The sequence below is a fragment of the Yersinia sp. J1 genome, assembly GCF_050586585.1.
Taxonomy (GTDB): domain Bacteria; phylum Pseudomonadota; class Gammaproteobacteria; order Enterobacterales; family Enterobacteriaceae; genus Yersinia; species Yersinia entomophaga.
Window position 1 is genome coordinate 299,663 of the sequence record NZ_JBOBDP010000001.1, and the last position, 25,557, is coordinate 325,219.

The window sequence follows — 25,557 nt, forward strand, 5'->3', positions numbered from 1 at the left end:
TTCTCAGTAAGCCTTATTTTATTGAAGGTCGCAGATTAGCGTACACTTGTACGCTGAACAAGTCCGATCAGCCCTGGTTAAACCAGTTGAGCCAGCGTAATGGCCAAGGTCGGCGTCGATCCTGTGGATTCATTTGGGCAATCCTTTCCTGAATTATACCTAACAAACTGGTTTGTTGTTCATCGGCATAAGGCAGGCCGGTCAGAAGTGGTAACGCTTCAGTGACGGAATCCACGGCCCACAGATGGAATTGCCCGTTCTGTACTGCTTCAACCACTGACGGGTGCAGGCAGAGATGGCGCACATTGGCGCTCGGTAAAATCACGCCTTGGCTAGCGGTTAATCCACGACGTTGACAAACCTCGAAGAAACCTTCGATTTTTTCATTTACGCCGCCAATAGGTTGCACATTCCCAAACTGATCGACAGAACCGGTCACGGCAATTTGTTGATTAATTGGCTGTTGTGAAAGAGCACTGATCAATGCACATAACTCTGCCAAAGAGGCACTGTCGCCGTCAACTTCACCGTATGATTGCTCAAAAACGATTGATGCGGAGAATGGCATCGGCTGGTCAAGTTCCAGCTCCGCATTCAGGAATGCCTGCATAATCATCATGCCTTTAGCATGCAGATTACCGCCTAACTCGGCTTTGCGTTCAACGTCGACAAATTCGCCGTCGCCCATATGTGCCACGCAGCTGATGCGCGCGGGTTCGCCAAAGGCTCGCGGATGGCCAGGATATTCCAGTACCGAAAGACCATTGATTTGGCCAACAACCGCACCTTCGGTGTCGATCAGAATCTGGCCCAGTTCGATTTCGTCCTGCATCCGCTCGGCCAGATAATTCTGCCGCCAATCGCGATTATTTGCGGCTACATCCAGCGAGTTACCGGTAATTTCATCTTCTTCAGCATACATGGCGGCTTCGGCTAACTGGCGAGTTAACCATTGCGGGCAGAGTGGTAAACTGCCCTGATCGCCACTGTGACGAATGGCTTGTTTAAACAATACTGGCCAAGCGTCTGCGGACAAAGGCGGCAAATTATTCTGCTGTACTAACCCGTTGATATAACCGCACCACAGCGCCATGCCTTCTTCGTCCAGCAGGGGCAATTCAGCTTCAAACTCGCCGTAAATGGCCAGCTCACCCAGCTCCGGTTCCATATCATGGAAATCCCCTAGACCGAGGCGATCGCCAACCAGAACCAAACGCAGATCGAGAGGCATAGAGGGAATATGTAATGGTAAAGGCTTGGTTTCATCGGGAGAGAGCCACTCGAAACGCTGCTGAGTCACCATTTGCTTTAGGCGTAGCCACATTAACGGCTGCGCCAGCAGGGAACGTACCGACAGAATCAGCACGCCGCCGTTGGCCTGATGGACCAACCCCGGTTGCAAGCTGACCGTATCTTTATGGATTCTAACGCAACCAAATAATTGCTCTGGCTCAATCCATTCCTGACATAAACAGGTAGATTTGGCAGCAAAAGCCTCATTGCCATGCTGAGCTGGCTGCCAGCTCACTTGATGGCCATGTACCAGATAATCACCGCCCGCTAGCGTCGGCGTTTCATTTGCCAGCAACTCATTAATTGCCTGGGAGAGCAGGTTGAGATAGTCGCTACTCTCTTGCGCCTTGATCAGCATAAAGCGCGGCTTGGAAAGTGGGTGACAGAATAGCGTCAGGCCATTTTCCAACCGGGGCTGATATGCCGCAAAAGATACGGGAGCCAACTGAGTGGCGGTAGCAAACAACGCCTCATATGGCGTTGTGTTTGGCAGCAAAGACTGCCATTCAAGTCGGTTATTGGTCAAAGTGTTAGATGCAATCGTCAAAAAGGGAAAGGGCGATTATACAAGAATAACGCAGGCTGCATATACGCAGAGTGGCTGTTGTCGACAAGGAGTGTGACATCCTGATATTTAAGTACAAAAAACAGCCAAAATGAACGCGATTTGCAGGGGGAAATTTCCTATAAAGCTGTTATGCTTACTGAAGTTACGCGGTCACTGAAGAGATCACGATGAAATATCAACAATTGGAAAATCTTGAGAGCGGTTGGAAATGGGCCTATCTGGTGAAAAAACACCGTGAAGGTGAACCTATCACTCGCCACGTTGAAAAAAGCGCAGCTCAAGATGCGATTGAACAACTGCTGAAACTGGAAAGCGAGCCGGTTAAAGTCCTTGAGTGGATCGATGCGCATATGAATGCGGATTTGGCTAATCGGATGAAGCAAACCATTAGGGCTAGACGTAAACGCCATTTTAATGCCGAGCATCAGCATACGCGCAAAAAATCTATCGATCTGGAATTCCTGGTTTGGCAGCGTTTGGCGGCATTGGCGCGCAGAAGAGGACATACTTTATCCGAAACGGTAGTGATGTTGATTGAAGATGCCGAACGGAAAGAGAAATATGCCAATCAGATGTCATCGCTGAAACAAGATTTACAGGCAATTTTGGGTAAAGACGATTAGAAACTGAATGAGAAGCAGGCGTTATTTGTTGGCGTTTCTTGCGATTCTGGTTTTTGGTTTTAGATGACGAAAACGGTTAAAAAAAAACCCCGCAATGCGGGGTTTTTATTAAGAAGTAAACTTAAGCCTGTGGCTGAGTTACAACTTCTTTGATGCCTTTCACTTCGATCTCTACGCGACGATCTGGTGCCAAGCAGTTGATCAGTGCAGCACGTGGTTTCACGTTGTCACAGGTGTTGCCTGTAACTGGATCAGCTTGACCCATGCCACGAGCAGAGATCTTGTCTGCTGGGATACCTTTAGATACCAGGTACTCTACAACGCTGCGAGCGCGAGCTTCAGACAGTTTCAAGTTAGGAGCAGCTTGACCGATACGGTCAGCGAAGCCCAGAACTACAACAGAACCGTCTTTAGGATCGATAGAGCTCAGCTGAGAGTACAGTTGGTCCAGAGCTTGCTGGCCTTCTGGTTTCAGAGTTGCTTTGTTGAAAGCAAACAGCACGTCAGATTTCAGAGTGAAACGCTTAGTATCAACAACTGGAGCCGGAGCTGGAGCTGGAGCTACTGGAGCGACTGCGTCATCTTGACCGAAACGGTAAGAAACACCCAGGCTCAGCATGCCGTTGTCTGGACGAGCACCAACGGTAGCAGCATCACCAATGTTGTTAACCCATTGGTAATCCAGGCGAGTTGCCCAGTTTTTGGTTACTGCGTATTCAAGACCAACGGCTGCCAGCGGAGAAACGCCAGTGTCGTGGTTGCTAGCGTGGAAGTTTTCGCTAGGCACGTTTGCTTTAGAGTCTGCACGCCAAACCATACCACCCAGACGAGTGTACAGATCCAGATCCTGAGCAATTGGGTAGCTCAGTTTAGCGGCTAGCTGAACGCCTTGTGCTTTAAATGCGCCGTTAGTAACGTCGCCTTTGTAAGGCATACGGCCAAGCCAGTCATATCCCATTTCGAAGCCAAGGTATTGGTTCGCTTGGTAACCTACGAACGCACCTGCACCCAGTTGGTCCTTGTGAGTTGGGCCGTCGTTGCTTTCGTTGTAGATACCACTGCCGGTACCGACATCATGGTACTGAGACCAGCCCAGTTTACCACCGGTGTACCAGGTATTATCTTTCGGTGCGGCTTGCGCTACTGTAGCGAAACCAGCCAGTGCCACTGCTAATGCGATAGCTGTCTTTTTCATTTTACGCCTCGTTATCATCCAAATAGGCAATGAGCTTTTGTAAAGCCAAGCCCTTGGTTAAAATTCTTCGTTAAGGTTTTAACGCTCCCGTTGATTCACGCTGCCAGTTTAATTTGGCGTTTTAGAGCAACCTTAGCGATGTAAAGTCTACAACGTGGCGAGAAAGTTACAAGTGTGATGTGATAAACCGCCTGAAAAAAAAGCAAAAATGAGCAGGTTTTTTAACACTTTTGGCATAAAAATGGTCATTTTTAGAACAATATTTTATGCTGCAAGCCGCGTAATGACTCGCTTTGCACTGATATTCAGAGGTTCCCATGTAATTCACGTTAAATTTCATGGGATAAATCCTAAATTTACTTAATGATACAAATAAGAATGAATTTTTAGCGTTGGACACTGTCCTTGGTTCGATTTTGTGTCACTTTGCGGACGCATAATGAACCCATATGCATTTCCCTGCTCGGCAGCTAAGCGAAGCCTTAGTCGGTCTTCATCCGTTAAATCAGGCAACCAACCGAGCACCACGCTGTAATTTCCTGTCTGTAGCGCTTTTTCCATAGCTTCAACGGTAGATAAAGAATCTATCTGGCTTAGCTGCACCACTTTATCTACGGGTAAACCGGATTTCTCAAGCCATAAACGGCTAAGCTTCTGCTGTGGTGTTAACCATAGCAACCAGCGGGATTGTTTGCCCAATTGTTGCAGCAGGGGAACGAGCAGTTGAACCACTGCGGACTGATTCTCACTATAAACAATTTCACTGATAAGTCCGCTACCCACAGGGGAAATGGTTCTTGTTGCTAATGTATTAGCAGCAAAAGTATGACTGTTGGAATTATGAGGTTTAAGTGAATGTGTGCGCATGTGATTTCCTGCCCGTAGTGATACTGTATGAATATACAGTAATGGGTGTTTGATGGAAGATCAACCTAATTTTTCAAACTGCTTCGCAAATTTGCGATGAAATTTAATGCAAATTAATTTTGTAATTGGATAGTCGATTTATATTGCGTATTTTTGCAATTAGTTGTTCCTCTTACACTTATTGCATCAAAATTAGGACTATAGGCTAATCATTTGCTAAAGGAGTAGCGATGAAGCATTTATCAGAAAAAAGGATTGCCCAGGCTCAGGATCGTTTTGCTTTTCTCGGCCCGATTACATTTCGTTCTCAATTTGGCGGGTATGGTTTGCTGGCTAACGGCATCATGTTTGCGTTGGTTTCTGAAGGCGAAATGTATTTACGTGCAAACGAACGTACCGAATACACATTCAAAACCTACGGGATGTGCTGTTTGGTTTATTCCAAACGGGGCATTCCCGTCACGTTGCGCTATTACTGGATTACGCCCGAGTTATGGCAGGATGAATCCAACCTTTCCGCATTTGCTCAATTGGCCTATCAAGGAGCAGAAGAAGATGTCGTTACCAAAAGCAGGGAAACCAATCGACTGAAAGATTTGCCTAATGTGACCATTGCTCTTGAGCGTTTACTGTGGAAAGTCGGTATAAAGAATGCGGATGAATTGAGGAGTGAAGGAGCAAAACGCACTTATCTTAGGCTCAGGGCCTTGAGGAAGTCCTTGGGGATCAATGTCCTGCTCTCATTAGCCGGCGCTATTACAGGCAATCATCATGCCGTTTTACCTCGTCGAATTCGCAATGAGCTGATGGAATGGTTCGATGATGTAGGAATGCCGGTCAGCGCTTGTTATAAAAACTGAAGGCGATGAACGTTCAACCAACGATGAGTAACGCGATATGCCTTTAAGTCGTAACCGAGTGAAGGGAGTCACAGGCCGCTAAAATATCAACAACCTGTGACTGGCAGGTGAGTATCACCGCATTATTTTTATGAATTACGAATTTCTCTGGCCAATTTGTTTATTTAATACGGCAAGCTCAGGTAGCAGTTCCAGTAACAATCCTACCTGCTGTAATACCAGCGGTTCTTTGCTTTCAGGATCGGGGCTGAATTGCGCGCTACGTGCCGAAAGGGCAGCCAGCGCTTTGTTCATGCGGATATCGTCCACCGGTTCTTCGCTAAGCGCCGCTTCTACATAACAGATAGCGTCATTTAGTAGCTCCAGAATGGCTGGATTGGTCAGTTTCTCGCGGTGCGCGCCTAGCGCCGAGATGTAGCTCAGCATGGTGTGATTCAGGCACAGCAGTCGGAATGCCGCCTCATGTGTTTTGCGGTCATTCTTAGGCTCTGCGGACATATTGGAAATAACCGAAGCTAACTCAGCATCGCTATTGTGCGCATCGCGGCGGGCAATCCTATAGGTCAGGCTGTTGTCCTTTCCCTGATGGTATTGCAGCAGGATGGCGTCCAGATAGCGGCAGTTGGCGTTGAAGGTCTTGTTCACCACCGCCGGCAGATGGCGGAATTTCCAATCTGGCCAGATAAAGGAAACGGCGACCCAGGCAATGCCGCAGCCGAGTAAGGTATCAATCACACGTGGCATGGCGACCTCAAAGCCTTCACCTAACAGGTTGAAGCACAGTAACACCAAAAGGGTAATAAACATGGTGGCGTGGGCGTACTGCACATTACGGAAGGCAAAGAACAGTACCCCGGTAATGACGATTAAAATCAACTGCCCTTCCAGAGAAGGCACAAAGTAAAGAATAGGTAAGCCGATCAGAATACCAGCGAGGGTTCCGATGATCCTAAGAGCTAAACGGCGGCGGGTGGCGTTGTAGTTAGGCTGGCAGACAAACAGGCTAGTCAGCAAAATCCAATAGCCGTGCTGCATGCCGGTGAATTGGATAAATGCGTAACCAATACAGAGCACTACGGACATGCGAACCGCATGGCGAAATAGGGCTGACTGCGGCGTCAGGTGGCGGCTGATTCGGAGCCAGATATCGCCCCAACCGGTAATACGGTCGTCGGCCAGACGATTTTCCGGCTTAGCTTCTTCGGCCAGTACTTGCTCTGATTCGATACCAGCAAGCTGGGCGTCAATGGCACGCAGATTTCTAAGTAAATAGGATAATGCTTTAACCTCTGGAAGGTTTTTATGTTTTTCCGACATTCGCAGAAGCGTAGCGTCCAGATGAGTAAACGCTCGCTCAAAGCGCGGGTCGTGCTGATATTTTTGACGCAAGAGGATGGATTGCGATAATTGCTGGCAGGCTCTGGCCTGCATAGTTAGCAGCCGCTGGAAGCGGAACAGCACATCGCTAAAACGAAATTTCTCCCGCAGGCTTTGGTATTGTACATGGGAGGAACTGGCGCGCTCATGAATATCCTGTGCGACGAAATAATAGTGCAGTGTACGGCGGGTGCCCCGTTGCCCGCGATCTCCTTTCAGACGGGTTACGAGGGAAACCTTGGCCTGATTCAAGGTCGAAACCAGTTCGCCGTTGGCCATGGCGACAGCGATCAGCGGCTGATTGTCATTCGCTTCGATATCAGGATCAAACAGATTGGCTTTGGCTTCCAGATAATACGAAAGCTGCTGATAACAGCGTGCCATATTGTCCTGTAGTGGGCGGATAGGGAAAATCAGATGGCCAGCTAGCGTCAGCAGGTTGTACCAAACAGCCCCCAGCAGCAAAAGCAACGGTTGTTCATACCAGATAGCGTACATCGATGTACCCAGCATGGTGTAAATCGCGATCAGTAAAGCGCCAAAGGCAATGGTGGCGTAGCGTTGTCCAAGCGCGCCCAGCAGAATGAATCCGCAGGTCGAAAAAGTCAGGCCAATAGCAAATAGCCAGGGATAGGGAAAGAGCAATTCAATGGAGGCAGAAGCGGTAAAGAAGCAAACCAATGTAATCAATAAATTGCGGATGCGTCCTACCAGCCTGTCGTCCAGATCTGCCAGAGCCGCGGCTACGACTCCCAGAGTCAGAGGAATAGTCAGTGTGGGTTGGCCAAGCCACCAAGGTAGCGCCGTTGCGCCAGTCAGGGCGATAAAAATACGAACGTAATACAGGAAGCTGCTGTTATATGCATAGCGACGTAAATCAGAAACAAAAGTGAGCACAAAAGACCCCTAAAACGAACAAAACAGCCTGACCGAATTGAGCATTACCTAGGCTAATCAACATAGCTTTTAGGCAAAAAACGAACCTTACACTCGGGCAAAACAGATTCACTCGAGCGTAAGGCATCATTCTTAATCAGCGTTGCTGAAAGCGGCGTTTAGCATTCTCGGTTCTGGCTTGTTGCGCCATTTCAACCGAAACCACCCGGCGGCCGACTGGCCATAAGGCTATCGCTGCTATTTTAAAGTTAGCGATACCGACAGGAATACCGATGATGGTTAAGCACTGGGCAATCCCAGCCAAAATATGGGAAATGCACAGCCACCAGCCAAACAGAATAAACCAGATAATGTTCAATACTGAACCTCCGGTTGTTAGCAGAGCATTACTTTTTTCCGGGTATAATTCATTGACATGGATCGCCTCATTGCCATAAGGCAGAAAGGAGAGCTTGGTAATTTCCCAGCAAGAGCGGGTTAATGGTAAGGTAACGATCAACAGGGCGCTGACCAGCGTAGCCACCAGCCAGGCGAGCGTTGTGAAGAAACCACCTAAAACAAAATTCAAAATGTTCAATGCAGTACGCATAATGATTAATCTGCCTGATAAAATTGAAGAGCCGCCATGCGGGTGAATCTAGAAGTGATCTTCCTTTTCCCATTATTACGCGTTTTTGACAATAACCCGTAAACTATCTGATAGCTGTTGTTTAAACTCAATTATTTTATTTACACTCCATTTTGATACGTAAACTCCCTCAATACTAGTTTTGGCGCAGGTATATGGAACTTAAAGCGACATCTTTCGGCAAGCATTTGGCTCAACATCCCTACAATCGGGTGCGATTATTGAATGCTGGCATCGAAGTGAGCGGTGATAAACATCAATATCTGATTCCGTTTAATCAATTGGTCAATATTCAATGTAAACGCGGCATCGTATGGGGAGAACTGGAGTTTGAACTGCCACAGCAGCAGGTTGTCCGGTTACACGGCACCGAATGGCAGGAAACTCAGCGTTTCTATCAGTATTTGTTAGGCGTCTGGCAAAAATGGAGCGAGGAAATGAGCCAGATTAGCGCAGAAGTGCTCCAGGCCCAGGTGGCTTCGATCCGTAAAATTGAACAACAAGATAAATGGTTTAAGCATTCGGATTTGGCGCAATTGCAAGAAAGCATCAAGCAAGCATTTGGCGCGTTGCCAATGCCGATAGAGCGATTAAGTGAATTTGAGCTGTGCCGCGACGATTATGCCCTGTGCCTGCGTTGGTTACAGCAGGGTGCCCGGAGCGTTGCGATGCGTAACCGACAATGGACCGACCGCGTGCTGGAACAACACCGCGACTTCTTCCAGCAGGTTGAAACCTCTCCTTTGAACGATTCCCAGTGTCGGGCAGTAGTGAATGGGGAAGATTCGGTATTGGTATTGGCTGGAGCGGGTAGTGGTAAAACGTCGGTGCTGGTGGCGCGTGCCGGTTGGCTGTTACATCGCCAGGAAGCGCTGCCGGAGCAAATCTTGCTGCTGGCTTTCGGGCGTCAGGCTGCCGATGAAATGAATGATAGAATTAAGCAACGTTTGGGGACAAAAGATATTCAGGCCAAAACCTTCCACGCGTTGGCGCTGCATATTATTCAGCAGGGCAGTCGTAAAACTCCGGTTATCAGTAAGCTGGAATCAGACAGTCAGGCGCGTCGCTCGCTATTGATCAAAAACTGGCAACAGCAGTGTGAAGAAAAGAAAGCGCAAGCCAAAGGCTGGCGGCAGTGGCTGACCGAAGAGTTGGAGTGGGACGTGCCGGAAGGCAGTTTCTGGCAAGATAAACGTCTGGCGGCGCGTTTGGGAGGGCGTCTGGAACGTTGGCTTGGCCTGATGCGGATGCACGGCGGTAGCCAGGCTGAAATGATTGAACAAGCCGATGAGGAAGTGCGCGACCTGTTCCAGAAACGCATTCGCCTGATGGCTCCGTTGCTGAAAGCGTGGAAAAGTGCGTTGAAGGACGAAGGTGCGGTTGATTTCTCCGGCTTGATTCATCAAGCGGTGAATTTATTGGAGAAAGGGCGTTTTGTCAGTCCATGGAAATACATTCTGGTGGATGAGTTTCAGGATATCTCGCCGCAGCGCGCAGTGTTACTTTCCGCTCTGCGTAAGCAAAATACCCAAACATCTTTGTTTGCCGTAGGGGATGACTGGCAGGCCATTTATCGTTTCAGCGGAGCCGAACTCTTGCTGACCACCGCCTTTAGTCATCATTTTGGTGAAGGAGCGGAATGTGCTTTGGATACCACCTATCGTTTTAACGATCGCATTGGTGAGATAGCCAATCAGTTTATCCAACAAAATCCTCATCAGTTAAAAAAACCGCTAAACAGCCTGAGTAAAGGCACGAAAAAATCCGTGGTAATCCTGCCGCATGAACAGCTTGAGGCGCTGCTGGATAAGCTGAGCGGCTATGTTAAACATGATGAGAGAATCATGATTTTGGCTCGCTATCATCATTTACGTCCGGATATTTTGCAGAAAGCCAAAACGCGCTGGCCCAAACTGAATATCGATTTTATGACCATTCACGCCAGTAAAGGGCAGCAGGCTGAGTACGTGATTATCGCTGGTTTGCATGAAGGCAGCGATGGATTCCCGGCGGAAGCCAGAGAGTCGGTGTTGGAAGACGTACTCTTGCCGCAACCGGAAGATTTTCCCGATGCGGAGGAACGGCGTTTACTGTATGTCGCCATGACGCGGGCTAAACATCAAGTGTGGTTATTACAAGACAGCGATCGCCCTTCAGTCTTTGTCAGCCAGTTACGCGATCTTGGCGTGTCAGTACAGAAGAAACCCTGACAGGAAATGGTTGCCCCCGCAGGCTTTGGCCCGCGGCGGGCGGATTATTTCAGACGATCTTGCAGGTAGCGCTGGTAATCGGGAATAGCAATCTCAATCTCCCGATCGAATAGCGGCGAGCAGACGAGAAAATCAGCGGTAGAACGGTTTGTGGCGACTGGAATATTCCACACTGTGGCCAGACGCAGCAGCGCTTTTACATCGGGATCGTGCGGCACCGCATTTAACGGATCCCAAAAGAAAATCAACATATCAATTTTCCCTTCTGAAATCAGCGCGCCTACCTGCTGATCGCCACCCATTGGCCCGCTGAGCATACTGCGTACCGGAATCCCCGTGGCACGTTGCACCAGATTTCCAGTGGTGCCTGTGGCATAAAGTTCGTGTCGCGCCAGTAGCTCTTTGTTGCCTTCAACCCAGGCAAGCAGCGATTTTTTACAGTGATCATGAGCCACGAGGGCGATATGTTTCCTCGCCGCAACGGTTCGTGTAGTCAGTTCCATGAAAATCCTTAAATAACTGAGGTTTCCCGACAGATTACTGAAACTGGAATTTGGTGCATAGAGGGAGCGCAAGAAATTGCGAGAAGGGATTGAAAAATACGATATTCACATCAGATTCTGCCGCATTCGACTTTTGGCCGCTTTCATTGGCGAGCCTGCGCGAGAGAATAGGGGGTTATCCTGACAAACACGTGAGTCAACAGCGCCTATTGTTTTGCCGCGTGTTTCCTGGCCCAAAGCAAAAACCGCTGTTGGGTTTCTTTATCTGCCTGCAAATACCAATACTGTAGCATTTGCTCAGAAACGTTCTCACCGTTCAGGCGCGTAGTTTTGTCGGCGATGCCGTTGCCTGCTGCGGGTAGCGTTGTACCGGGCACCGCGCTAACGGTTGAAGGGGGAATCGCGGCGAAAGAGGGAACCGAGGCTTTATGATTGCCTAAGTTATAGATTGCCATGATGTTTTCCAGAGAAGCGCTACTGGTTAAATCATCCGGATGCAGCATATCAGAACGTACCGGCAGAATATGAGCATTGTGATCAATCAGTTGATACAGCGGGTGATGAGAAAATTTCTGTCCTTCTTGCGTATTAGTAATCGTTGGAAGGTGGATGGCGACAGATTTCACGTTTTGGGTATTAAACACCACGATCAGCGGCGGTGAGGTGTAAAACATTTGGGCAGGTGTGCTGGACGGAAGATTTTTAGTAACTTTAAACAGTATTTGATGCTGGCCGCTGTTCAGCTCCAGACTTTCCGCGCCTTTTAGCAAAGAACCGGACATGTTTTTACCGTCAACGACCAGCAAGTCAATCTCAGGCGACAGTTTTAACGTCGTTGCCAGCGCCGAACCGCTAGCGCAGGCGATTAAAACTGCGATAACCATAAGACCGATTTTCATGTTCCACTCCTTTTGCCCAATCTTTGTATTGTCAGATAAGCAAGATAATGCGCCAAAGATTATCCCTCACATCATTATAATTACATTTCGACACTTTTTGTATTATTTGCTTATGTTTATATTTTTGAATTTAAAAGGAAAAAACAATGTAATTTAACAGAAAATACATTGATCAAGGTTAAACGAAGTCAATTGTCGGCTTTCTTTTCAGCCTCTTTGGCTGATGATATACACTGAGATAATCGACCCGATCCCGCGCTCTTTTGGGACACGAACCGGTGAAATAAGTTCTATTTATTATGCACATCAGAGGAACTGAAATATGCATGACAATGATATTGCTGAGGTACTCAAAAAAACCAAAACTATCGCATTAGTCGGAGCCAGTAATAATCCTGGTCGCCCAAGCTATGGCGTGATGGCTTACCTGCTTTCTCAGGGATATCAGGTGATTCCCGTGAGTCCGAAGCTGGCGGGGCAAACTTTATTGGGGCAAACGGCCTACGGTCAACTGGCGGATATCCCTCATCCGGTTGATATGGTGGATGTGTTTCGTAACGCCGAAGCGGCTTACGGCATCGCGCAGGAGGCCATCACCATTGGCGCCAAGGTGTTGTGGTTGCAGATTGGTGTGATTAATGAACAAGCGGCGGTGCTAGCGGCCGATGCGGGTCTTAAAGTGGTGATGGATCGTTGCCCGAAAATTGAGATTCCGCGCCTGGGTTTGGAAAAAGCCTAAAATCATTGCATGCGCTATCTCAATAAGCTGTCTTGGCGTCAGGGCAAGGAAATGGAAAGAAACGATAAAAAAACCCAACGCTGAGGTTGGGTTTTCATCAGGTTTAACGTTTAGGCGATAAGCCTTAGTTCCGTAATCTCGGTGCCTGTAACTGATCGCGAATAGAAACCGCCAATTCGTCTAATGAAGGTTGATCAGGATGAGCTTCCTGTACTTCATAGGCCAACTGAGCCTCTGCCAGATAAGTATGTATCGCCTGACCGCGATCGTCCTCCATAACAACGTGATACCAAGGCGCTAATCGCAGAGTATCGCTATTAACGACGTCTTCAGGTTGAGGTTGATCCAAGGAATATTCGGGATCTATATCGATAACAACACCCAAATAACCGAGTAGTTTATGGCGAACTTGCTGGCCAATACCGAATTTGCTGGCGATCATAGTAACCTCCTGAAAAACATTTCGCTGCCTTCTGATATGAGGGCAGCGCAGGACATTTCAAGTTACATCACCTTCACGTTACATCACTCGACAGGCAAAACCTTTCAGATACAAACCTTCCGGATAGGTTGCGATAACCGGATGGTCGGCCGCCTGACGGAACTGCTCTACAAATTGTATATCACAACCTGCATCTAGCGCGGCATCGGCCAGAATTTTTTGGAACAAATCATTTGGCATTAATCCTGAACAGGAGAAGCTCAGCAAAATGCCGCCTGGACGCAGTAACTGTAGCGCTAACATATTGATGTCTTTATAACCACGGCAAGCGCTGGCCAACTGATTTTTATTTTCGACAAACTTCGGCGGATCCATAATGATCATGTCGAATTTTTCCCCTTGCGTGCGGTAATTCCGCAGCAGTTGGAACACATCATCACGAACAAATTCGGCTTTGCTCAGATCAAGCTGGTTCAATTCCACGTTTTGTTTAGCGATATCCAGCGCCGCCTGTGAGGTATCCACGCTGATAACCTGCTCGCATCCGCCCATAAGGGCTGAAACGGCGAACGCGCCAGTGTATGAGAAACAGTTGAGTACGCGGCGGCCTTTGGCATAATTGCGAGCGGCCAAACGGCTATCGCGCTGATCCAGATAAAAACCGGTTTTATGACCCTGCTGGATATCGACCAGCAGTTTCATGCCGTGTTCCTGAATCGGTAGCAGTGCTGGTGGAATATCCCCCAAAATAGGACCTTGGGTCAGTTCCATACCTTCTTTTTTACGAACCGATACGTCGGAACGATCGTAAATGGAACACTCCGGATAGCAATGCTGTAGCGCGTTGATCAAGGCACCACGCTGGTATTCAGCACCGGCAGACAACAGTTGTAGAACAAAGAAGTTTTGGAAACGATCGATGGTGACGCCAGGCAAACCATCAGATTCACCGGCAATCAGGCGATAGCTGTCCAGACCGTCGCGCTTCGCAATCCAGTCCCGCCAGCTTTGCGCTTGCTGTAAGCGGCGGATAAAGAAATCGTTGTCAACGGCTTCGTCCTGTTGGAAAGTCCAAACGCGGGCACGCAGCTGTGACTCTGGCGAATACGCGCCACGGGCCAGCCATTTACCTCGGCTGTCCATAATATCAACGGTTTCCCCAGGAAGCGGTTTGCCTTCAACACGTTCAACGGCGCCAGAAAATACCCAAGGATGACGGCGGAGCAGGGACTTTTCGCGTCCCATAGCGAGAATTACACGGTTCATAATAATCTTTTATAATCAATTCGTTGGGATTGATAACATATTATCAATCAAAAATTAGGCCACAATCATATAGTAATATGAGATGAGTCACTACTTTGGCGGATGGGAACGCTATGAGTGTGGATGTATTAAATTTTAATATAGAAATATTAAAATGGTGAGATGAAAGCGTAATTTATCACTCAAGCCGGTGTAAAAGAAATGTATTAACAGATTTTTATTCCGGCTTAAGCCATTTATTTTTATGATAAATCACCGCAGGATTGCCTTTTTGCTTCTGATAACAATCGGTGGTTTTATCTATAGGCTTTGGGTATTAAGGAATATGTTCCCATTTGATATCCACCACAACGCCGATAATTTTACAGTTTCCGTTGATAATAGTCGGCGGATGATGCGGGTTTAATGCCTTAAGGTACTTACGTCCAGCATCGGTCATAAACTGTTTGAACGTCGCTTCGTTTTCATTTTCCAGCTTGGCCACCACCAGTTTTCCGCTGACCGGCTCCTTCTCTGGATCGACTAAAATAATCATTCCTTCGGGCACGGTAAACCCCGTTGGCGCGGTCATGGAGTCACCTTTCACCCGTAGCCAGAAAGAACCGGGGCTGGCATTTACCGTGGTGTCAGGCCAAATATCAATTTCATCTCTGCGATAGGGTTCTACCGCTTCCAGCCAGCTCCCGGCGCTCACCCAGCTAATCAGCGGGAAGGTGCCAACCGTAGATTTTTGCCCAAGATAACTCACGTTATTCGAATTGGCATTCTCTCCAAGCAGGGCGGCCTCTTTGGCTAACGTAGGACTGAAATCGGCAATAGAGACCTGAAGATGTTTGGCAAATGCCGCCGCGACCTTGGTGTTTAATGGATTCCGGCCGTTCAGGTAATGGCCAATCGCGCCCTGGCTGACGTCAAGGTCATCGGCTATCGCCTGTTGGGTGATATGCAGCGATTTTTTCTTTGCCTCATAAAGAGATTTCAAACGCATCGCGTCTTCGATCTGTTCGGGCGTGAGCGGTTTTTTCTTTTCCATTCACTCATTCTAATACCAGAGCTATTAAAATAACAATACCGCAGATATTGATTTGATAAATACTTGCGGTATTATTAATGGGTATTTATTCATACGGAGAAGACCTGTGAAGCAAACAGCGTCTGGCGATGATGCAAGTGTCGTGTGGTTTCATAGGGTCGAGCGGCGTTTAAAATGGGTAGGCGTGTTGTTCAACCAGGTTAGCGACGTGATACCGACATTGCTGGATTCCAGAGTGACGGAGCCAAATAGCTATGGACGATAGTCTGCGAGGCAAGGTGATTGGCTGAGCTAACGCGACAAGAGCGTTGCCAACACAAGGGGTTACGAGGAGTAAGGATAGGGAACCCTGACCGCTAGTAAGAACTGAGAACGTTGCGGTCCGGCGTAGGGATACGTCAAGGAGCGGCATAGATTTTTATTTACGTCTATCTACGGATGGGCGTGCAGGCGAGGAAAGCAATATGAACCTGGAATCAGCGACAAAGTATCTATTCTGTAAATCACAATCTTTCACCGATAGCCCTGGTGCGACGGGCGATATCTTGACCGGCGCCGATGTGATGGGAGCTTTCGGCCTGTGTCAGTCCAAGGCTGAACTCGGGTTTAAAGCCTATTCAGGGAAGCTGGGTTTAAGTGCTGGTGATGCCAAAGATGCGATTCAGTTACTCACTCAATATGGCATGACCCAATGCGATAAGGTGGCAGCCTTACGTAAGCTGGATGGCAGGGTTAAAGTGAAAGTCGTACAGAAACTGGCGGGTTTTGCCTATCAGGATTATTGCCGCAGCGCCTCAGGCGTTGAGGAATGTTCTTGTTGTAAGGGGAAAAGGTTCGTTATCGACAGGGTAGCAACGGCGAAAGATCGGGAAAAGAGGGCCTATAGCCAGCCTACTCAGGTTATTTGCAGCCAGTGTCGGGGAAAAGGCGTGGTTTCCGTTGCCTGCCGGGATTGCCGTGGCCGCGGTGTCGTTGTGGATCAAAAAGAGACCGAGAAACAGGGCCTTCCAGTAAAGCGCGATTGTCAGCGTTGCCGCGGTCGCGGGTACGAGCGAATTCCGGCATCAACCGCATTTCGGGCAGTGAGTTCGCTGACTAACGCCATCAGTGCCGCAACCTGGGATAAAAGCATTAAGCCATTTTACGATTCGCTGATTGGCCAGTTGGAGCAGGAAGAAGTCCGCGCCAGTAACTTATTGAGTAAAGCAATTAAATAGCTAATGAAAAAATAGTGAATTATTTTATCGTTAGCTATTTATTTTTCCGAAAATTGGGGTAAACTGCTTCTCATAGTGGGCTACTTATAAAGGCTCATCAGAGAAAGGCCTCGGGTTAACCACCGGGGCTTTTTGCATTTATAGGTACTTAGTGAATATCATTGTATCTCGCAGCTCATCTGTTTTCCTGATGCAGACTGAGGTAGATATATTAAGTAAAGCGGTGATCACCCTGATTCACCCCAAATATCAAATCCAGCATCTCCAACGGATGCCAGGATGAGTCAATCAAGGCCTCGCTTCTGCGGGGCTTTTTCGTATCTGGCTCTCCGTCAAACTCCAACGTCTACACGCCCCCGTAACGCGAGGAGCCGTGGCGGAGAGCTATTCCTGTTGACACCTGAATCTTACAAATGCCCAGCCAGACCGGCAGGGGGAGGAGGCTATGCGAATGGATAAATATGTCAGTGAGTTGTCTTGCTGGCTTGGTGGTTTGACGGCCGCGTTGGGCGAGCTTTCGTTGAACGAATGGGCAATTATCATCGGAATTGTCTGCAAGATTGGAGCCGTTGGCGTGAACTGGCACTACAAGCGAAAAGAATTTCAGTTAAAGGAGAAATCTAATGGCTCCCGCTCTACGTAACAAACTTCTGGCGTCCTCCGCTGGCGGTGCGGCGCTGACTCTAGCTTTGGTGGGCGGTCATCACGGACTGGAGGGGCTTGAATATACGGCTTATTTTGACGTAGTTGGCGTGCTAACGCTCTGTGATGGTGATACCGGTAAGAAAATGAGCGCTACAGCGATGGGGAGTGCGATAAGCGGCGAATGCTGCGAATAAATAGGTGTTTAATTAATACCTTAGGATAACAACCGCTGGAGGCGCAGGAAGCCCTCTGTTCAGATTTGCTCATGCAAGTCTTACTCAACGGTTAGGGATGAGCTAACCAAAATCGCAGGGATGAAAACCCTTCTCAAGGAATTGAGATTTCGAACTTTATCACTCATCTCTGCTGGCTTAGACCGGTTTTTTTATAGCTAAAATTGGAGTATTACCCTGGTTTCGATTTACGAAATTGCGCAGGGATCTATTGTACATCAACGATGGCCAACCGTTCGATAATCCCACAGGGCGTTGGATAGATCTGCGCTTGACTATGCCGGAATTGGATCTGGGAATACGTCAATAATATTAATTGTTCTGACTGTATTTGGCGTGAGACGAGCCTAAGGCCATAATGAGATGGTTGCGGTGAGATAACAGAAAAGTAGCGATAATAAGTTTGGTATCGGAATAAAGTTTGGTATCGGAATATATGCACTAAAAATAAAAATGAGGGAATAAATATGCCAAAAGTCTGTATCGCGGCCTATGTTTACGGTGTGGTTCAGGGCGTGGGGTTCCGTTTTTGTACCCAACATGAAGCGGTTAGTCGCGGTATCACCGGTTATGCGAAAAACATGGATGACGGTAGCGTTGAAGTGATTGCCTGCGGTGAGTCAGAATCAGTGGAAGAGCTGATGGCGTGGCTGCGGCAGGGCGGGCCTCGGGGGGCAAGAGTGGATCGGGTGTTGACGGAACCCAGAGCGGTTGAAGTATTTGAAGGCTTCAAGATTCGTTATTAAACCGCCGGCCATTAGGCCGGTCAGTTTATGCAGTGAGTAACAGATCTGAACGATCAAATACATTTTACCGGTTTAGGTAAACCTGCAATCTTGGTGGCCTGTTTCGCCGGGCCTTTTGGAAAAAGGCGGTAGAGGTAGCGGCTATTGCCTTTCTCCTCGCCGTATTTTTGCGCCATGGCTTTGACCAACATGCGAATTGCTGGCGAGGTATTAAACTCCTGATAAAACGCTCGGACAAAGCGAACCACTTCCCAATGCGGCTCGGTTAGGGTGATGTCTTCCTGCGCGGCTAAAATAGGAGCCAGACTTTCAGACCAGTCATCGCTATTCTTCAAATACCCCTGAGCATCGGTATCAATTATCCGACCTTCAAACTCCAACATACGGCCTCAATTATGCAAAAAACCAAATCAGCGGTTAATTTAGCAAATATTCGTCGGTATCCCAAAAATGTCTGCGATAAACAGGAAAGTGGCAGTGGACTGCAAAGATAAACCGCAATGCGCCATTTTTCATCAAGCTGACGATAAATTCGGCTTTCGTTGCCGTGGTGACGGATTTTTGTCCAATTAAACCAAATCAGGCTTTACAAGCCAGGTCGCGCTGTTTATAGTGCGCCTCATTGCGGAGGGGTGGCCGAGTGGCTGAAGGCAACGGTCTTGAAAACCGTCGACGGGAAACCGTTCGAGAGTTCGAATCTCTCCTCCTCCGCCATTCACTTCTTGGTTATCTCTTGGTTTTACTCTTTATTGACCTCTCTAAAATCCAATATTTCCTGATTGAACGTTACGATCTATTTTTACCGTAAACGCGTGTTTGCATTTCATCATTTGTTGTCGCTATGCACAAATATTCCCTTCAAACAGAAGACTGTTTTATTTGCTTAGCGGATAATCTCGCTATCAATACCTGCAATAAAACATTCACAATAACATTTTCACAATAAAAGAACGCTACTGCCTGTTTGAAGGGAAAGCGTCATGCGGCTGTTATATCTGGATAAAATCGACTGCCCCGCCGTCTAATTGGTACATGGCTCCGGTAATCTTGATTTTTCCTTCTTTTTCCAGCTTATTCAAAATATCGCTGCGCTCACGAATAGTTTTTATCGTGTTCTCTACGTTAGTTTTCGCTACCGCATCCACGAAAGCGGCGTTATTGCCCGAGCGGTCGCCGCTATATTCCGTTGCCGCAATGGCCGGTTTTATTTGTGCCAGTAACCCGGTTAAATTCCCCAGCTCAACATTATCAATGGCTCCGCGGATAGCACCGCAGGCGGTATGCCCCAATACCAGAATCACTTTGGCACCGGCTACAGCACAGGCAAATTCCAGGCTACCGAGGAGATCGTTATTGGCAATGTTGCCGGCGATTCGTCCATTAAATGTTTCACCAATTCCGGTATCAAAAACAATTTCAGCCGGAGCGCGGGAGTCAATACAGCTTAATATGACCGCCGAGGGAAATTGCCCACTGGCGCTGGCGCGTTTTTGCGCTAAATAATCGTGTTGCTGCATTTTTCCGTGTCGGAAACGGATATTACCGTCTTTCAAACCTTGAATAATCTGGTCTGGAGTGAGTTTATCTCTTTCTTCTTTGGTCAGCGCTGCGGCATAGGTTACTCCGGGGCTGGTTAAACCAATGGCACCGGTGATGCTTAGTGCTGACATGCCAATGGCCGCTTTTAATAATGAACGTCGTTTATTTGGCGGGCCGTTCTCAGGATCTCTGGTAGGAAGTGATTCCATTTTTATTACCTCAGGGCGAATAAAAGCAGAGAAAAAATCAGATGTAACTGTATGTCACCCAGAATGGGCTCCTATAAATGTAGCTCATTATTTGTACGGCGCTGTCATGTCAGTTTACTGGCTCATCAATTGCACAAATTCCCGCGCGGCTTTATTTAGCGACTGATTCTTTAGCCAAACGGCGTGAATCGGTAATTTCAGCTCGTTTTTGGTATTTTTAAAATGCAGTTGTTTCAAATGTCCTTGTTTTAGTAAGGGTTCGATCAATGAAAAAGGTAGATTGCCCCAACCCAAACCGGCTTCTACCATGCCCAATGCCATAGCCAGCGTGTCGGTTCGCCAATAGCTGCCTGCAACCAGCGGACGAGTATCGCTGATAGGGTGGCTCATGCTGGCAACGATGATCTGGCGAATGGTGACTAAATCTTCAATATAAAGTGCATCATTGGCATTTTCTGCCGCCCAGTGGCGAGCTGAAATAGTGGCAATCAATGATTCACTGCCCACGTATTGAAATTGTTCCTGCACGTTGATGCTTAGCCCGCCGAAGGCCAGCGCCACGCTGACTCTGCCGCAGTGCAACATATGTAACACATCATCCTGCGGCGCGCTGAGCACCTCGATATTCAGCAGAGGATAACGTTGAGACAGAATTTTCAACGCCGCCAGAACCGGTGTTTTATCCACTTCCGCCGCCATAGCTAAAGCAAACGTGCTTTCCAATCCTTGAGATAATTCGACGGCGTGAACCCGTAGCTGCTGAAGCTGCTGAGCGATTATTCGCGCCTGTGGCTCCAGTGCTAATGCCAATGGCGTCGGGATTGGTTCGCGGGAGCGACGGTCGAACAGCGGAAACCCAAGCTCGGCCTCCATATTAGCAATGCCCATGCTGACCGCTGACGGTACGCGGTGTAAGGCTCTGGCCGCCGCCGAGAAGGACCCTCGGTCGATAACGGCTAAAAATAACTCGATATTTTCACTCGAAAAATTCATTCGTCCTCCTATCAGTAAAACTGATAATAGCTAACTTTTAATGTCAGTACGAATGACGATATCTTGGCGGCCTTAATCGATGGGCGACGGAGATTGCTCATCAGCGAATAATAATGAGGTGGTTATGCAAGGGTTAAAAAGAAAGCTGGTGTACGTCACGGCATATGAAATTATTGGGCTGGTGATTTCGGCTTTGGGGTTGGCTTTGCTATCAGGGACTTCGCCGGGAAATACAGGCCCGCTTTCGGTGATGATTACGACTATCGCGGTGAGTTGGAACTTTGTTTATAACTATATTTTCGAGTTTTGGGAAAGCCGCCAGCTCAGCCGGACGCGCACGGTTAAACGGCGGGTGCTGCACGCCATTGGCTTTCAACTGACGCTGGTGGTGTATTTGATTCCGTTAATCGCCTGGTGGATGAACATCAGTTTGCTGGAAGCTTTCTATCTGGATTTGGCGCTCATTGTGCTAATACCTTGCTATACCTTCATTTTTAACGGGTTGTTTGATCGGATTTTCGGTTTGCCAAGTTCTGCCATTTCTATTGAAACGGCCGCGGCAAATTAGCCGAATGATATAAAAACCAACGGAGAGAAAAGGGCAGGGTTTGCAAATGACCGCTGGCGACAACAATCACTGCCAGCGGCGTTAAGATTTTTATCAGATAGAATTGGCGGCTGAGAAAATATCAGCCGCTAAAATAACGGTCAGGCTTTCTCGGTGATAATTTTTACGCCAACTTTAGTGACGCGGTCATTATCCATTTCAGCAATAGTCCAGGTCAGGCCATCCCATTCGATCTGGTCACCGATAACCGGTTCTCCGCCCAATAAATAGATCACAAACTGACCCAAGGTTTGCTGGCCATCAATTCCGTCTTCCAGATTTAATCCATAAATATTAGAGATATCATTGAGTCGTGCATCAGCTTCCAAAATGAAGTCACCGAAGAAGCGCTCATCCAGAGTGATAGTAGGCGATTGGCTAAATAACTTACCCAGCGCTGGCAAATCGTGTTCCTGACCGATTACACACAGAATATCGCCTTCTTTCAGTCGGGTGCTACCGGTTGGGTGCAGTAAGTCTTTACCGCGAAATAACGCTGCAATTCGAGTGCCCCGCGGCATTTTCAGATCGCGCAGCGCCGCACCAATGCACCATTTTTCCGAGCTAAGCTGATAGATGAACTGTTCCCATTGACGGTTCATATCAATATCTAGCCCGACGCGGGAAATCGGTGCCAGAGCTGGGGGAACCACCAGTTTGGTTTTCCTGGCCGCAAAGGACAAACTGGTGCCTTGTAATAGCAAAGAAACCAGCACCACAAAGAAAGCGACGTTAAAGAATAAATGGGCGTTTGGCAGGCCAGCCATCATTGGGAATACCGCTAAAATCACCGGCACAGCACCGCGCAGACCTACCCAAGAGATAAAAATACGTTCACGTAGGTTAAAGCTACGGAAAGGCAGCAGCCCGATAAATACCGACAGCGGGCGAGCGAACAAAATCATCCACAGGGATAAAATCAGCGCCGGAATGGCGATCGGCAGTAAATCACTCGGATTGAGCAGTAGCCCCAATACCAGGAACATCCCAATCTGACTGAGCCACGCTAGACCGTCAAAGGTTTGCAAGATCCCGGAACGGTTGCGGATAGGGCGGTTGCCCAGCATCAGCCCACACAGGTAAACGGCCAGAATGCCGCTACCATTTAGCGCAGTGGTTAACGCAAAAATCATGATACCGCCGCTGACGGCCAGTAGCGGATATAGACCGTTGGCTAACTCAATGCGGTTAATCAGCAGCAGCAGCAGACTACCGCCCAGCAGGCCCAGGATAATGCCCAGCCCGAACTGTTGCAGTAAATGTATGATGAACATCCAGCTTAGGCTGGTTTCGCCGGCGGAAATCATCGCTATCAGCGTGATGGTCAGGAAGACCGCCATAGGATCGTTGCTGCCAGATTCGATCTCCAGCGTAGCGCTGACGCGTTCGTTTAACCCTTTTCCCCCTAATAGTGAGAAAACGGCCGCTGCGTCGGTAGAACCTATAATTGCGCCAATTAACATCCCCTGGATGATATCCAGATCAAATAGCCAGGCCGCGGCCAGACCGGTTAATCCCGCGGTAATCATCACTCCAACGGTCGCTAAAGATAACGCTGGCCATAAAGCTACGCGGAATGATGAAGCTCGGGTGCGCATCCCGCCGTCCAGCAAAATCACCGCTAGCGCCAAGTTACTGACCAGATAGGCGGCCGGATAATTATCAAAAGGAATACCGCCGATACCGTCACCGCCGGCCAGCATGCCGATGGCGAGGAAGATAACTAAAATCGGGATACCTAAACGGGATGAGAGTGAACTGAGTAAGATACTTGCGCCCACCAGTACTGCGCCGATTAAAAAGAGACTGTTAATAGTGGTCGCGTCCACGGTGGGGGATCTCCTGGTTTATGCATAAATGGCGGGTTATGGATGAAACAAGTTAATTATACACAGAAAAGCGCAGTTAAAAGCTAAGATATGACCTAATTCAAGGTGTTAAATTTGTATTTTTGAACTATCTCTCTGGCCCAATCGGGAAAAAAAAGTGTTTTATCCCATTGAGGAAGAATTAAGCGGAGCTGAGCGAGGAAATCAGGAGCAGAAGCGGCTCACCCGTGCCGATGGTGCAGCGGGTGAGCACAGGCAAAGCGTTATGCCCGATCGAGGGTGACCAGAGTGCGTTTGACTAATTCGGTCACTATGGCGCGTTCGGGGTTCGGCACTTCTGAAAAGGTCAGTTGTGAAAGCTCATTGACCAACACGCTGCGATCTTTTCCGTTAATGGAGCCGTCCAACGCGCTGCTGAGTCGATTGACCAAGGCAAAAAGGGTGGAAAACTCGGCGCTGATATCGGCATCATTCGTCAGGTTTTTCCCGGTAGTGTCTGGTGTACTCATCACAAATCCTCTGTCATATCACTGCGAGCGAAGCTTATCCCAATGATTGTTGCTCGGTAAGAATGCCCGATTAACGGGCATACAGTGAGGTGTTGCTGCCCCATCTTGTTTTGCAAGGGGTAGACAGTGTAATGGTTTTAAGTGGTTAACGATATTGCCACAACCATATTACTTGGTAATAACATTATGCTGTGAGGAAACAGTGCTGGCTGTTTTACCGGAAAACAAGAATTTTAGCAGCGGAATACGTAGATGAATTTCGTACAGCAAAAAGGCGACAGGGCAGACAAACAGCAGGCCCACTAGGAAGCCCAAAGCGTTATTCTGAATATGCGGCGCGATAAGAGCGCCGTAGATCAAGGTTAACGGATGATGCACCAAATAAATGAACAACGACGCGTTAACCAGATAGGTAATGCCGGACGATGAGGCGTTAAGCAGACGATAACCCAAAGAAAACACCACGTTAGTCATGGTGATCCCCATCAGCGCTTTGATAAGGATATCCAGCTCGAAGGAAAAATAATCCGGGTTAAACACTTGTTGATTAATACAATAGGCAGCCAATAGGACAACGGAAGCGATTAATGCCATCGGTGAAAACTTTAGAAACACTTCTTTTAGCCAAAGGTATTTAAAAGTCATGGCCCCGAGAATAAAGAAAGGCGCATAAAACAGCGTTTCCATAACCACAAAATTAAAAACACTATTAAAGAGTAATTCTGGGGAGAGTATAAATATTATTCTACGAACCACAGAATATAATAAATAGAAGAGAAAGAAAAACAGTGAGATTCTTCCTAAACTATTCAATTTATTAATCCTACCGTTAAGTGATTGGTTGATATTTTTAATCTTATTGAACAGGTAAAGGCCAGCTAAGGTCAGTAATGCCAAAGTTAACAAAAACCAGAGGTGGGAAACGCCTTCCCAAATAGCAATATTTATTTTTTGATAAAGTGTAAAAGAATTCCACTCCTGTAATTTATTTGTATAGTGTTTAAGCAAAAAAAATTGCGGCAGGGTAATCAATGGAATGGCGGTGATTAATGGAATAGCCACGCGTTCTAGGCGAACTTTCAGCCAGCGCCGCCGCTCATAGCGCTGATACAGCATAAAAGAGAAGTAACCGGAGATAACGAAGAACACCTGCATGCGAAAGGCGTGGATAAAGTCATTCAGCAAGGTTAGAGACGGCGACGAGATACTGCTGTTTACTGCCCAATGGTGGCTGGAGTAAATCAGCGAAAGATGAAAAGGAATCCCCAGTAACATCAAATAGGCGCGAATAGCGTCCAGGAAATATTCTCGTTGTTTAGTACTTTTCTTCATAGATATTCGCTAGTTGTTATAATTGAGAGAATAACGCGCTTATTTTATCGGCACTGGATAAGGCGGAATGTAAAACCCTACTATAAGGTTTATTATTTTTCCATAGCCTATTGCAATGAGGCTTGCTAGGCTTAATGATTAGTTCGTCGTTTAAACAATAGCCACAAACATGAAATCAGGATTTATCATATTGTCGCCAGACAGGATAATCCATTAAAATGGCTTTAAGAATTTAATTACCCGTAAAGGGGGAATTGTGCCAGTTAATATTTTATCGAAAGGCCAGAGTGTGAATCGC

At 47.7% G+C, this 25,557-nt stretch carries 26 protein-coding genes and 1 tRNA gene; 11 read left to right on the top strand and 16 right to left on the bottom strand.

Annotated features, from left to right (window positions below):
- Positions 1–67: 67 nt before the first annotated feature.
- Positions 68–1,819, bottom strand: coding sequence for an AAA family ATPase (locus ACQ4OC_RS01290; RefSeq protein WP_162975181.1), 1,752 nt, complete (start codon positions 1,817–1,819; stop codon positions 68–70).
- 209 nt (positions 1,820–2,028) lie between these two features.
- Here ACQ4OC_RS01290 and matP point away from each other — a divergent pair, with 209 nt between their 5' ends.
- Positions 2,029–2,484, top strand: coding sequence for a macrodomain Ter protein MatP (gene matP / locus ACQ4OC_RS01295; RefSeq protein ID WP_064512953.1), 456 nt, complete (start codon positions 2,029–2,031; stop codon positions 2,482–2,484).
- Positions 2,485–2,605: 121 nt separating this feature from the next.
- Here matP and ompA read toward each other — a convergent pair whose 3' ends face one another.
- Together ompA and sulA are read right to left on the bottom strand one after the other, a co-directional pair.
- Positions 2,606–3,679 carry a porin OmpA gene (gene ompA, locus ACQ4OC_RS01300; RefSeq protein ID WP_064512954.1) on the bottom strand — a complete coding sequence of 358 codons (1,074 nt, stop codon included), beginning with the start codon at positions 3,677–3,679 and terminating at the stop codon, positions 2,606–2,608.
- 360 nt (positions 3,680–4,039) lie between these two features.
- On the bottom strand, positions 4,040–4,546 hold the full coding sequence (sulA, locus tag ACQ4OC_RS01305) for an SOS-induced cell division inhibitor SulA (protein ID WP_064512956.1): 507 nt from the start codon (positions 4,544–4,546) through the stop codon (positions 4,040–4,042).
- 230 nt (positions 4,547–4,776) lie between these two features.
- On the opposite strand from sulA, the gene ACQ4OC_RS01310 reads away from it, so the two are divergent.
- Positions 4,777–5,406, top strand: coding sequence for a TfoX/Sxy family DNA transformation protein (locus ACQ4OC_RS01310; RefSeq protein ID WP_064512958.1), 630 nt, complete (start codon positions 4,777–4,779; stop codon positions 5,404–5,406).
- Positions 5,407–5,541: 135 nt separating this feature from the next.
- On the opposite strand, the gene yccS is transcribed toward ACQ4OC_RS01310, so the two are convergent.
- Together yccS and ACQ4OC_RS01320 are read right to left on the bottom strand one after the other, a co-directional pair.
- The gene (gene yccS, locus ACQ4OC_RS01315; RefSeq protein ID WP_064512960.1) at positions 5,542–7,680 is read right to left on the bottom strand and encodes a YccS family putative transporter; all 2,139 of its coding nucleotides are present in this window, start codon (positions 7,678–7,680) and stop codon (positions 5,542–5,544) included.
- A 136-nt stretch (positions 7,681–7,816) separates the two neighbouring features.
- Positions 7,817–8,269 (bottom strand): YccF domain-containing protein, encoded by a 453-nt coding sequence (locus ACQ4OC_RS01320; RefSeq protein WP_064512962.1) that lies wholly within the window; start codon positions 8,267–8,269, stop codon positions 7,817–7,819.
- Positions 8,270–8,463: 194 nt separating this feature from the next.
- Here ACQ4OC_RS01320 and helD point away from each other — a divergent pair, with 194 nt between their 5' ends.
- A complete protein-coding gene (gene helD / locus ACQ4OC_RS01325; RefSeq protein WP_064512964.1) occupies positions 8,464–10,518 on the top strand; it encodes a DNA helicase IV in 2,055 nt (684 codons plus the stop codon).
- Between the two features lie 44 nt (positions 10,519–10,562).
- Here helD and ACQ4OC_RS01330 read toward each other — a convergent pair whose 3' ends face one another.
- Together ACQ4OC_RS01330 and ACQ4OC_RS01335 are read right to left on the bottom strand one after the other, a co-directional pair.
- Complete coding sequence (locus ACQ4OC_RS01330; RefSeq protein WP_064512966.1) at positions 10,563–11,021, bottom strand: methylglyoxal synthase; 459 nt, start codon at positions 11,019–11,021, stop codon at positions 10,563–10,565.
- A gap of 206 nt (positions 11,022–11,227) precedes the next feature.
- Positions 11,228–11,920, bottom strand: a complete 693-nt coding sequence (locus ACQ4OC_RS01335; RefSeq protein ID WP_064512968.1) for a DUF2057 family protein — start codon at positions 11,918–11,920, stop codon at positions 11,228–11,230.
- A 322-nt stretch (positions 11,921–12,242) separates the two neighbouring features.
- On the opposite strand from ACQ4OC_RS01335, the gene ACQ4OC_RS01340 reads away from it, so the two are divergent.
- The gene (locus ACQ4OC_RS01340; protein WP_064512970.1) at positions 12,243–12,659 is read left to right on the top strand and encodes a CoA-binding protein; all 417 of its coding nucleotides are present in this window, start codon (positions 12,243–12,245) and stop codon (positions 12,657–12,659) included.
- A 124-nt stretch (positions 12,660–12,783) separates the two neighbouring features.
- Here the strand turns inward: ACQ4OC_RS01340 and hspQ are convergent, their stop codons facing one another.
- The 3 genes from hspQ to ACQ4OC_RS01355 all read right to left on the bottom strand — a co-directional run bounded on the left by hspQ (position 12,784) and on the right by ACQ4OC_RS01355 (position 15,400).
- Complete coding sequence (gene hspQ / locus ACQ4OC_RS01345; protein WP_064512972.1) at positions 12,784–13,101, bottom strand: heat shock protein HspQ; 318 nt, start codon at positions 13,099–13,101, stop codon at positions 12,784–12,786.
- A gap of 78 nt (positions 13,102–13,179) precedes the next feature.
- Complete coding sequence (gene rlmI, locus ACQ4OC_RS01350; RefSeq protein ID WP_064512974.1) at positions 13,180–14,367, bottom strand: 23S rRNA (cytosine(1962)-C(5))-methyltransferase RlmI; 1,188 nt, start codon at positions 14,365–14,367, stop codon at positions 13,180–13,182.
- 316 nt (positions 14,368–14,683) lie between these two features.
- Entirely contained in the window at positions 14,684–15,400 is a 717-nt protein-coding gene (locus ACQ4OC_RS01355; RefSeq protein WP_064512976.1) for a LexA family protein, read from the bottom strand.
- A 106-nt stretch (positions 15,401–15,506) separates the two neighbouring features.
- Between ACQ4OC_RS01355 and ACQ4OC_RS01360 the strand changes: the two genes are divergently transcribed.
- The 5 genes from ACQ4OC_RS01360 (at position 15,507) to yccX (ending at position 18,241) form a co-directional block, all read left to right on the top strand.
- Positions 15,507–15,665, top strand: a complete 159-nt coding sequence (locus tag ACQ4OC_RS01360) for a hypothetical protein (protein ID WP_179207931.1) — start codon at positions 15,507–15,509, stop codon at positions 15,663–15,665.
- 199 nt (positions 15,666–15,864) lie between these two features.
- Positions 15,865–16,617, top strand: a complete 753-nt coding sequence (locus ACQ4OC_RS01365; protein ID WP_120806125.1) for an antitermination protein — start codon at positions 15,865–15,867, stop codon at positions 16,615–16,617.
- A 445-nt stretch (positions 16,618–17,062) separates the two neighbouring features.
- Positions 17,063–17,260, top strand: a complete 198-nt coding sequence (locus tag ACQ4OC_RS01370; RefSeq protein ID WP_064512980.1) for a phage holin family protein — start codon at positions 17,063–17,065, stop codon at positions 17,258–17,260.
- On the top strand, positions 17,241–17,456 hold the full coding sequence (locus ACQ4OC_RS01375) for a hypothetical protein (RefSeq protein ID WP_064512982.1): 216 nt from the start codon (positions 17,241–17,243) through the stop codon (positions 17,454–17,456). The genes ACQ4OC_RS01370 and ACQ4OC_RS01375 overlap by 20 nt, the downstream gene beginning before the upstream one ends.
- A 506-nt stretch (positions 17,457–17,962) precedes the next feature.
- A complete protein-coding gene (yccX, locus tag ACQ4OC_RS01380) occupies positions 17,963–18,241 on the top strand; it encodes an acylphosphatase (protein ID WP_064512985.1) in 279 nt (92 codons plus the stop codon).
- Between the two features lie 53 nt (positions 18,242–18,294).
- Here yccX and tusE read toward each other — a convergent pair whose 3' ends face one another.
- The gene (tusE, locus tag ACQ4OC_RS01385) at positions 18,295–18,624 is read right to left on the bottom strand and encodes a sulfurtransferase TusE (protein WP_049596459.1); all 330 of its coding nucleotides are present in this window, start codon (positions 18,622–18,624) and stop codon (positions 18,295–18,297) included.
- A gap of 243 nt (positions 18,625–18,867) precedes the next feature.
- Here tusE and ACQ4OC_RS01390 point away from each other — a divergent pair.
- Positions 18,868–18,955: transfer RNA gene (locus ACQ4OC_RS01390), tRNA-Ser, on the top strand.
- Positions 18,956–19,230: 275 nt separating this feature from the next.
- On the opposite strand, the gene ACQ4OC_RS01395 is transcribed toward ACQ4OC_RS01390, so the two are convergent.
- Both ACQ4OC_RS01395 and ACQ4OC_RS01400 read right to left on the bottom strand, forming a co-directional pair.
- Positions 19,231–19,989, bottom strand: coding sequence for a carbonic anhydrase (locus ACQ4OC_RS01395; RefSeq protein ID WP_120806128.1), 759 nt, complete (start codon positions 19,987–19,989; stop codon positions 19,231–19,233).
- A gap of 114 nt (positions 19,990–20,103) precedes the next feature.
- A complete protein-coding gene (locus ACQ4OC_RS01400) occupies positions 20,104–20,982 on the bottom strand; it encodes a LysR family transcriptional regulator (protein WP_064512988.1) in 879 nt (292 codons plus the stop codon).
- A gap of 124 nt (positions 20,983–21,106) precedes the next feature.
- On the opposite strand from ACQ4OC_RS01400, the gene ACQ4OC_RS01405 reads away from it, so the two are divergent.
- Complete coding sequence (locus tag ACQ4OC_RS01405; protein WP_064512990.1) at positions 21,107–21,550, top strand: PACE efflux transporter; 444 nt, start codon at positions 21,107–21,109, stop codon at positions 21,548–21,550.
- 140 nt (positions 21,551–21,690) lie between these two features.
- Here ACQ4OC_RS01405 and ACQ4OC_RS01410 read toward each other — a convergent pair whose 3' ends face one another.
- The 3 genes from ACQ4OC_RS01410 to mdoC all read right to left on the bottom strand — a co-directional run bounded on the left by ACQ4OC_RS01410 (position 21,691) and on the right by mdoC (position 25,259).
- Complete coding sequence (locus ACQ4OC_RS01410) at positions 21,691–23,418, bottom strand: potassium/proton antiporter (protein WP_064512993.1); 1,728 nt, start codon at positions 23,416–23,418, stop codon at positions 21,691–21,693.
- A gap of 263 nt (positions 23,419–23,681) precedes the next feature.
- Complete coding sequence (locus ACQ4OC_RS01415; protein WP_064512994.1) at positions 23,682–23,927, bottom strand: hypothetical protein; 246 nt, start codon at positions 23,925–23,927, stop codon at positions 23,682–23,684.
- Positions 23,928–24,095: 168 nt separating this feature from the next.
- The gene (mdoC, locus tag ACQ4OC_RS01420; protein WP_120806132.1) at positions 24,096–25,259 is read right to left on the bottom strand and encodes a glucans biosynthesis protein MdoC; all 1,164 of its coding nucleotides are present in this window, start codon (positions 25,257–25,259) and stop codon (positions 24,096–24,098) included.
- Positions 25,260–25,557: the final 298 nt, after the last annotated feature.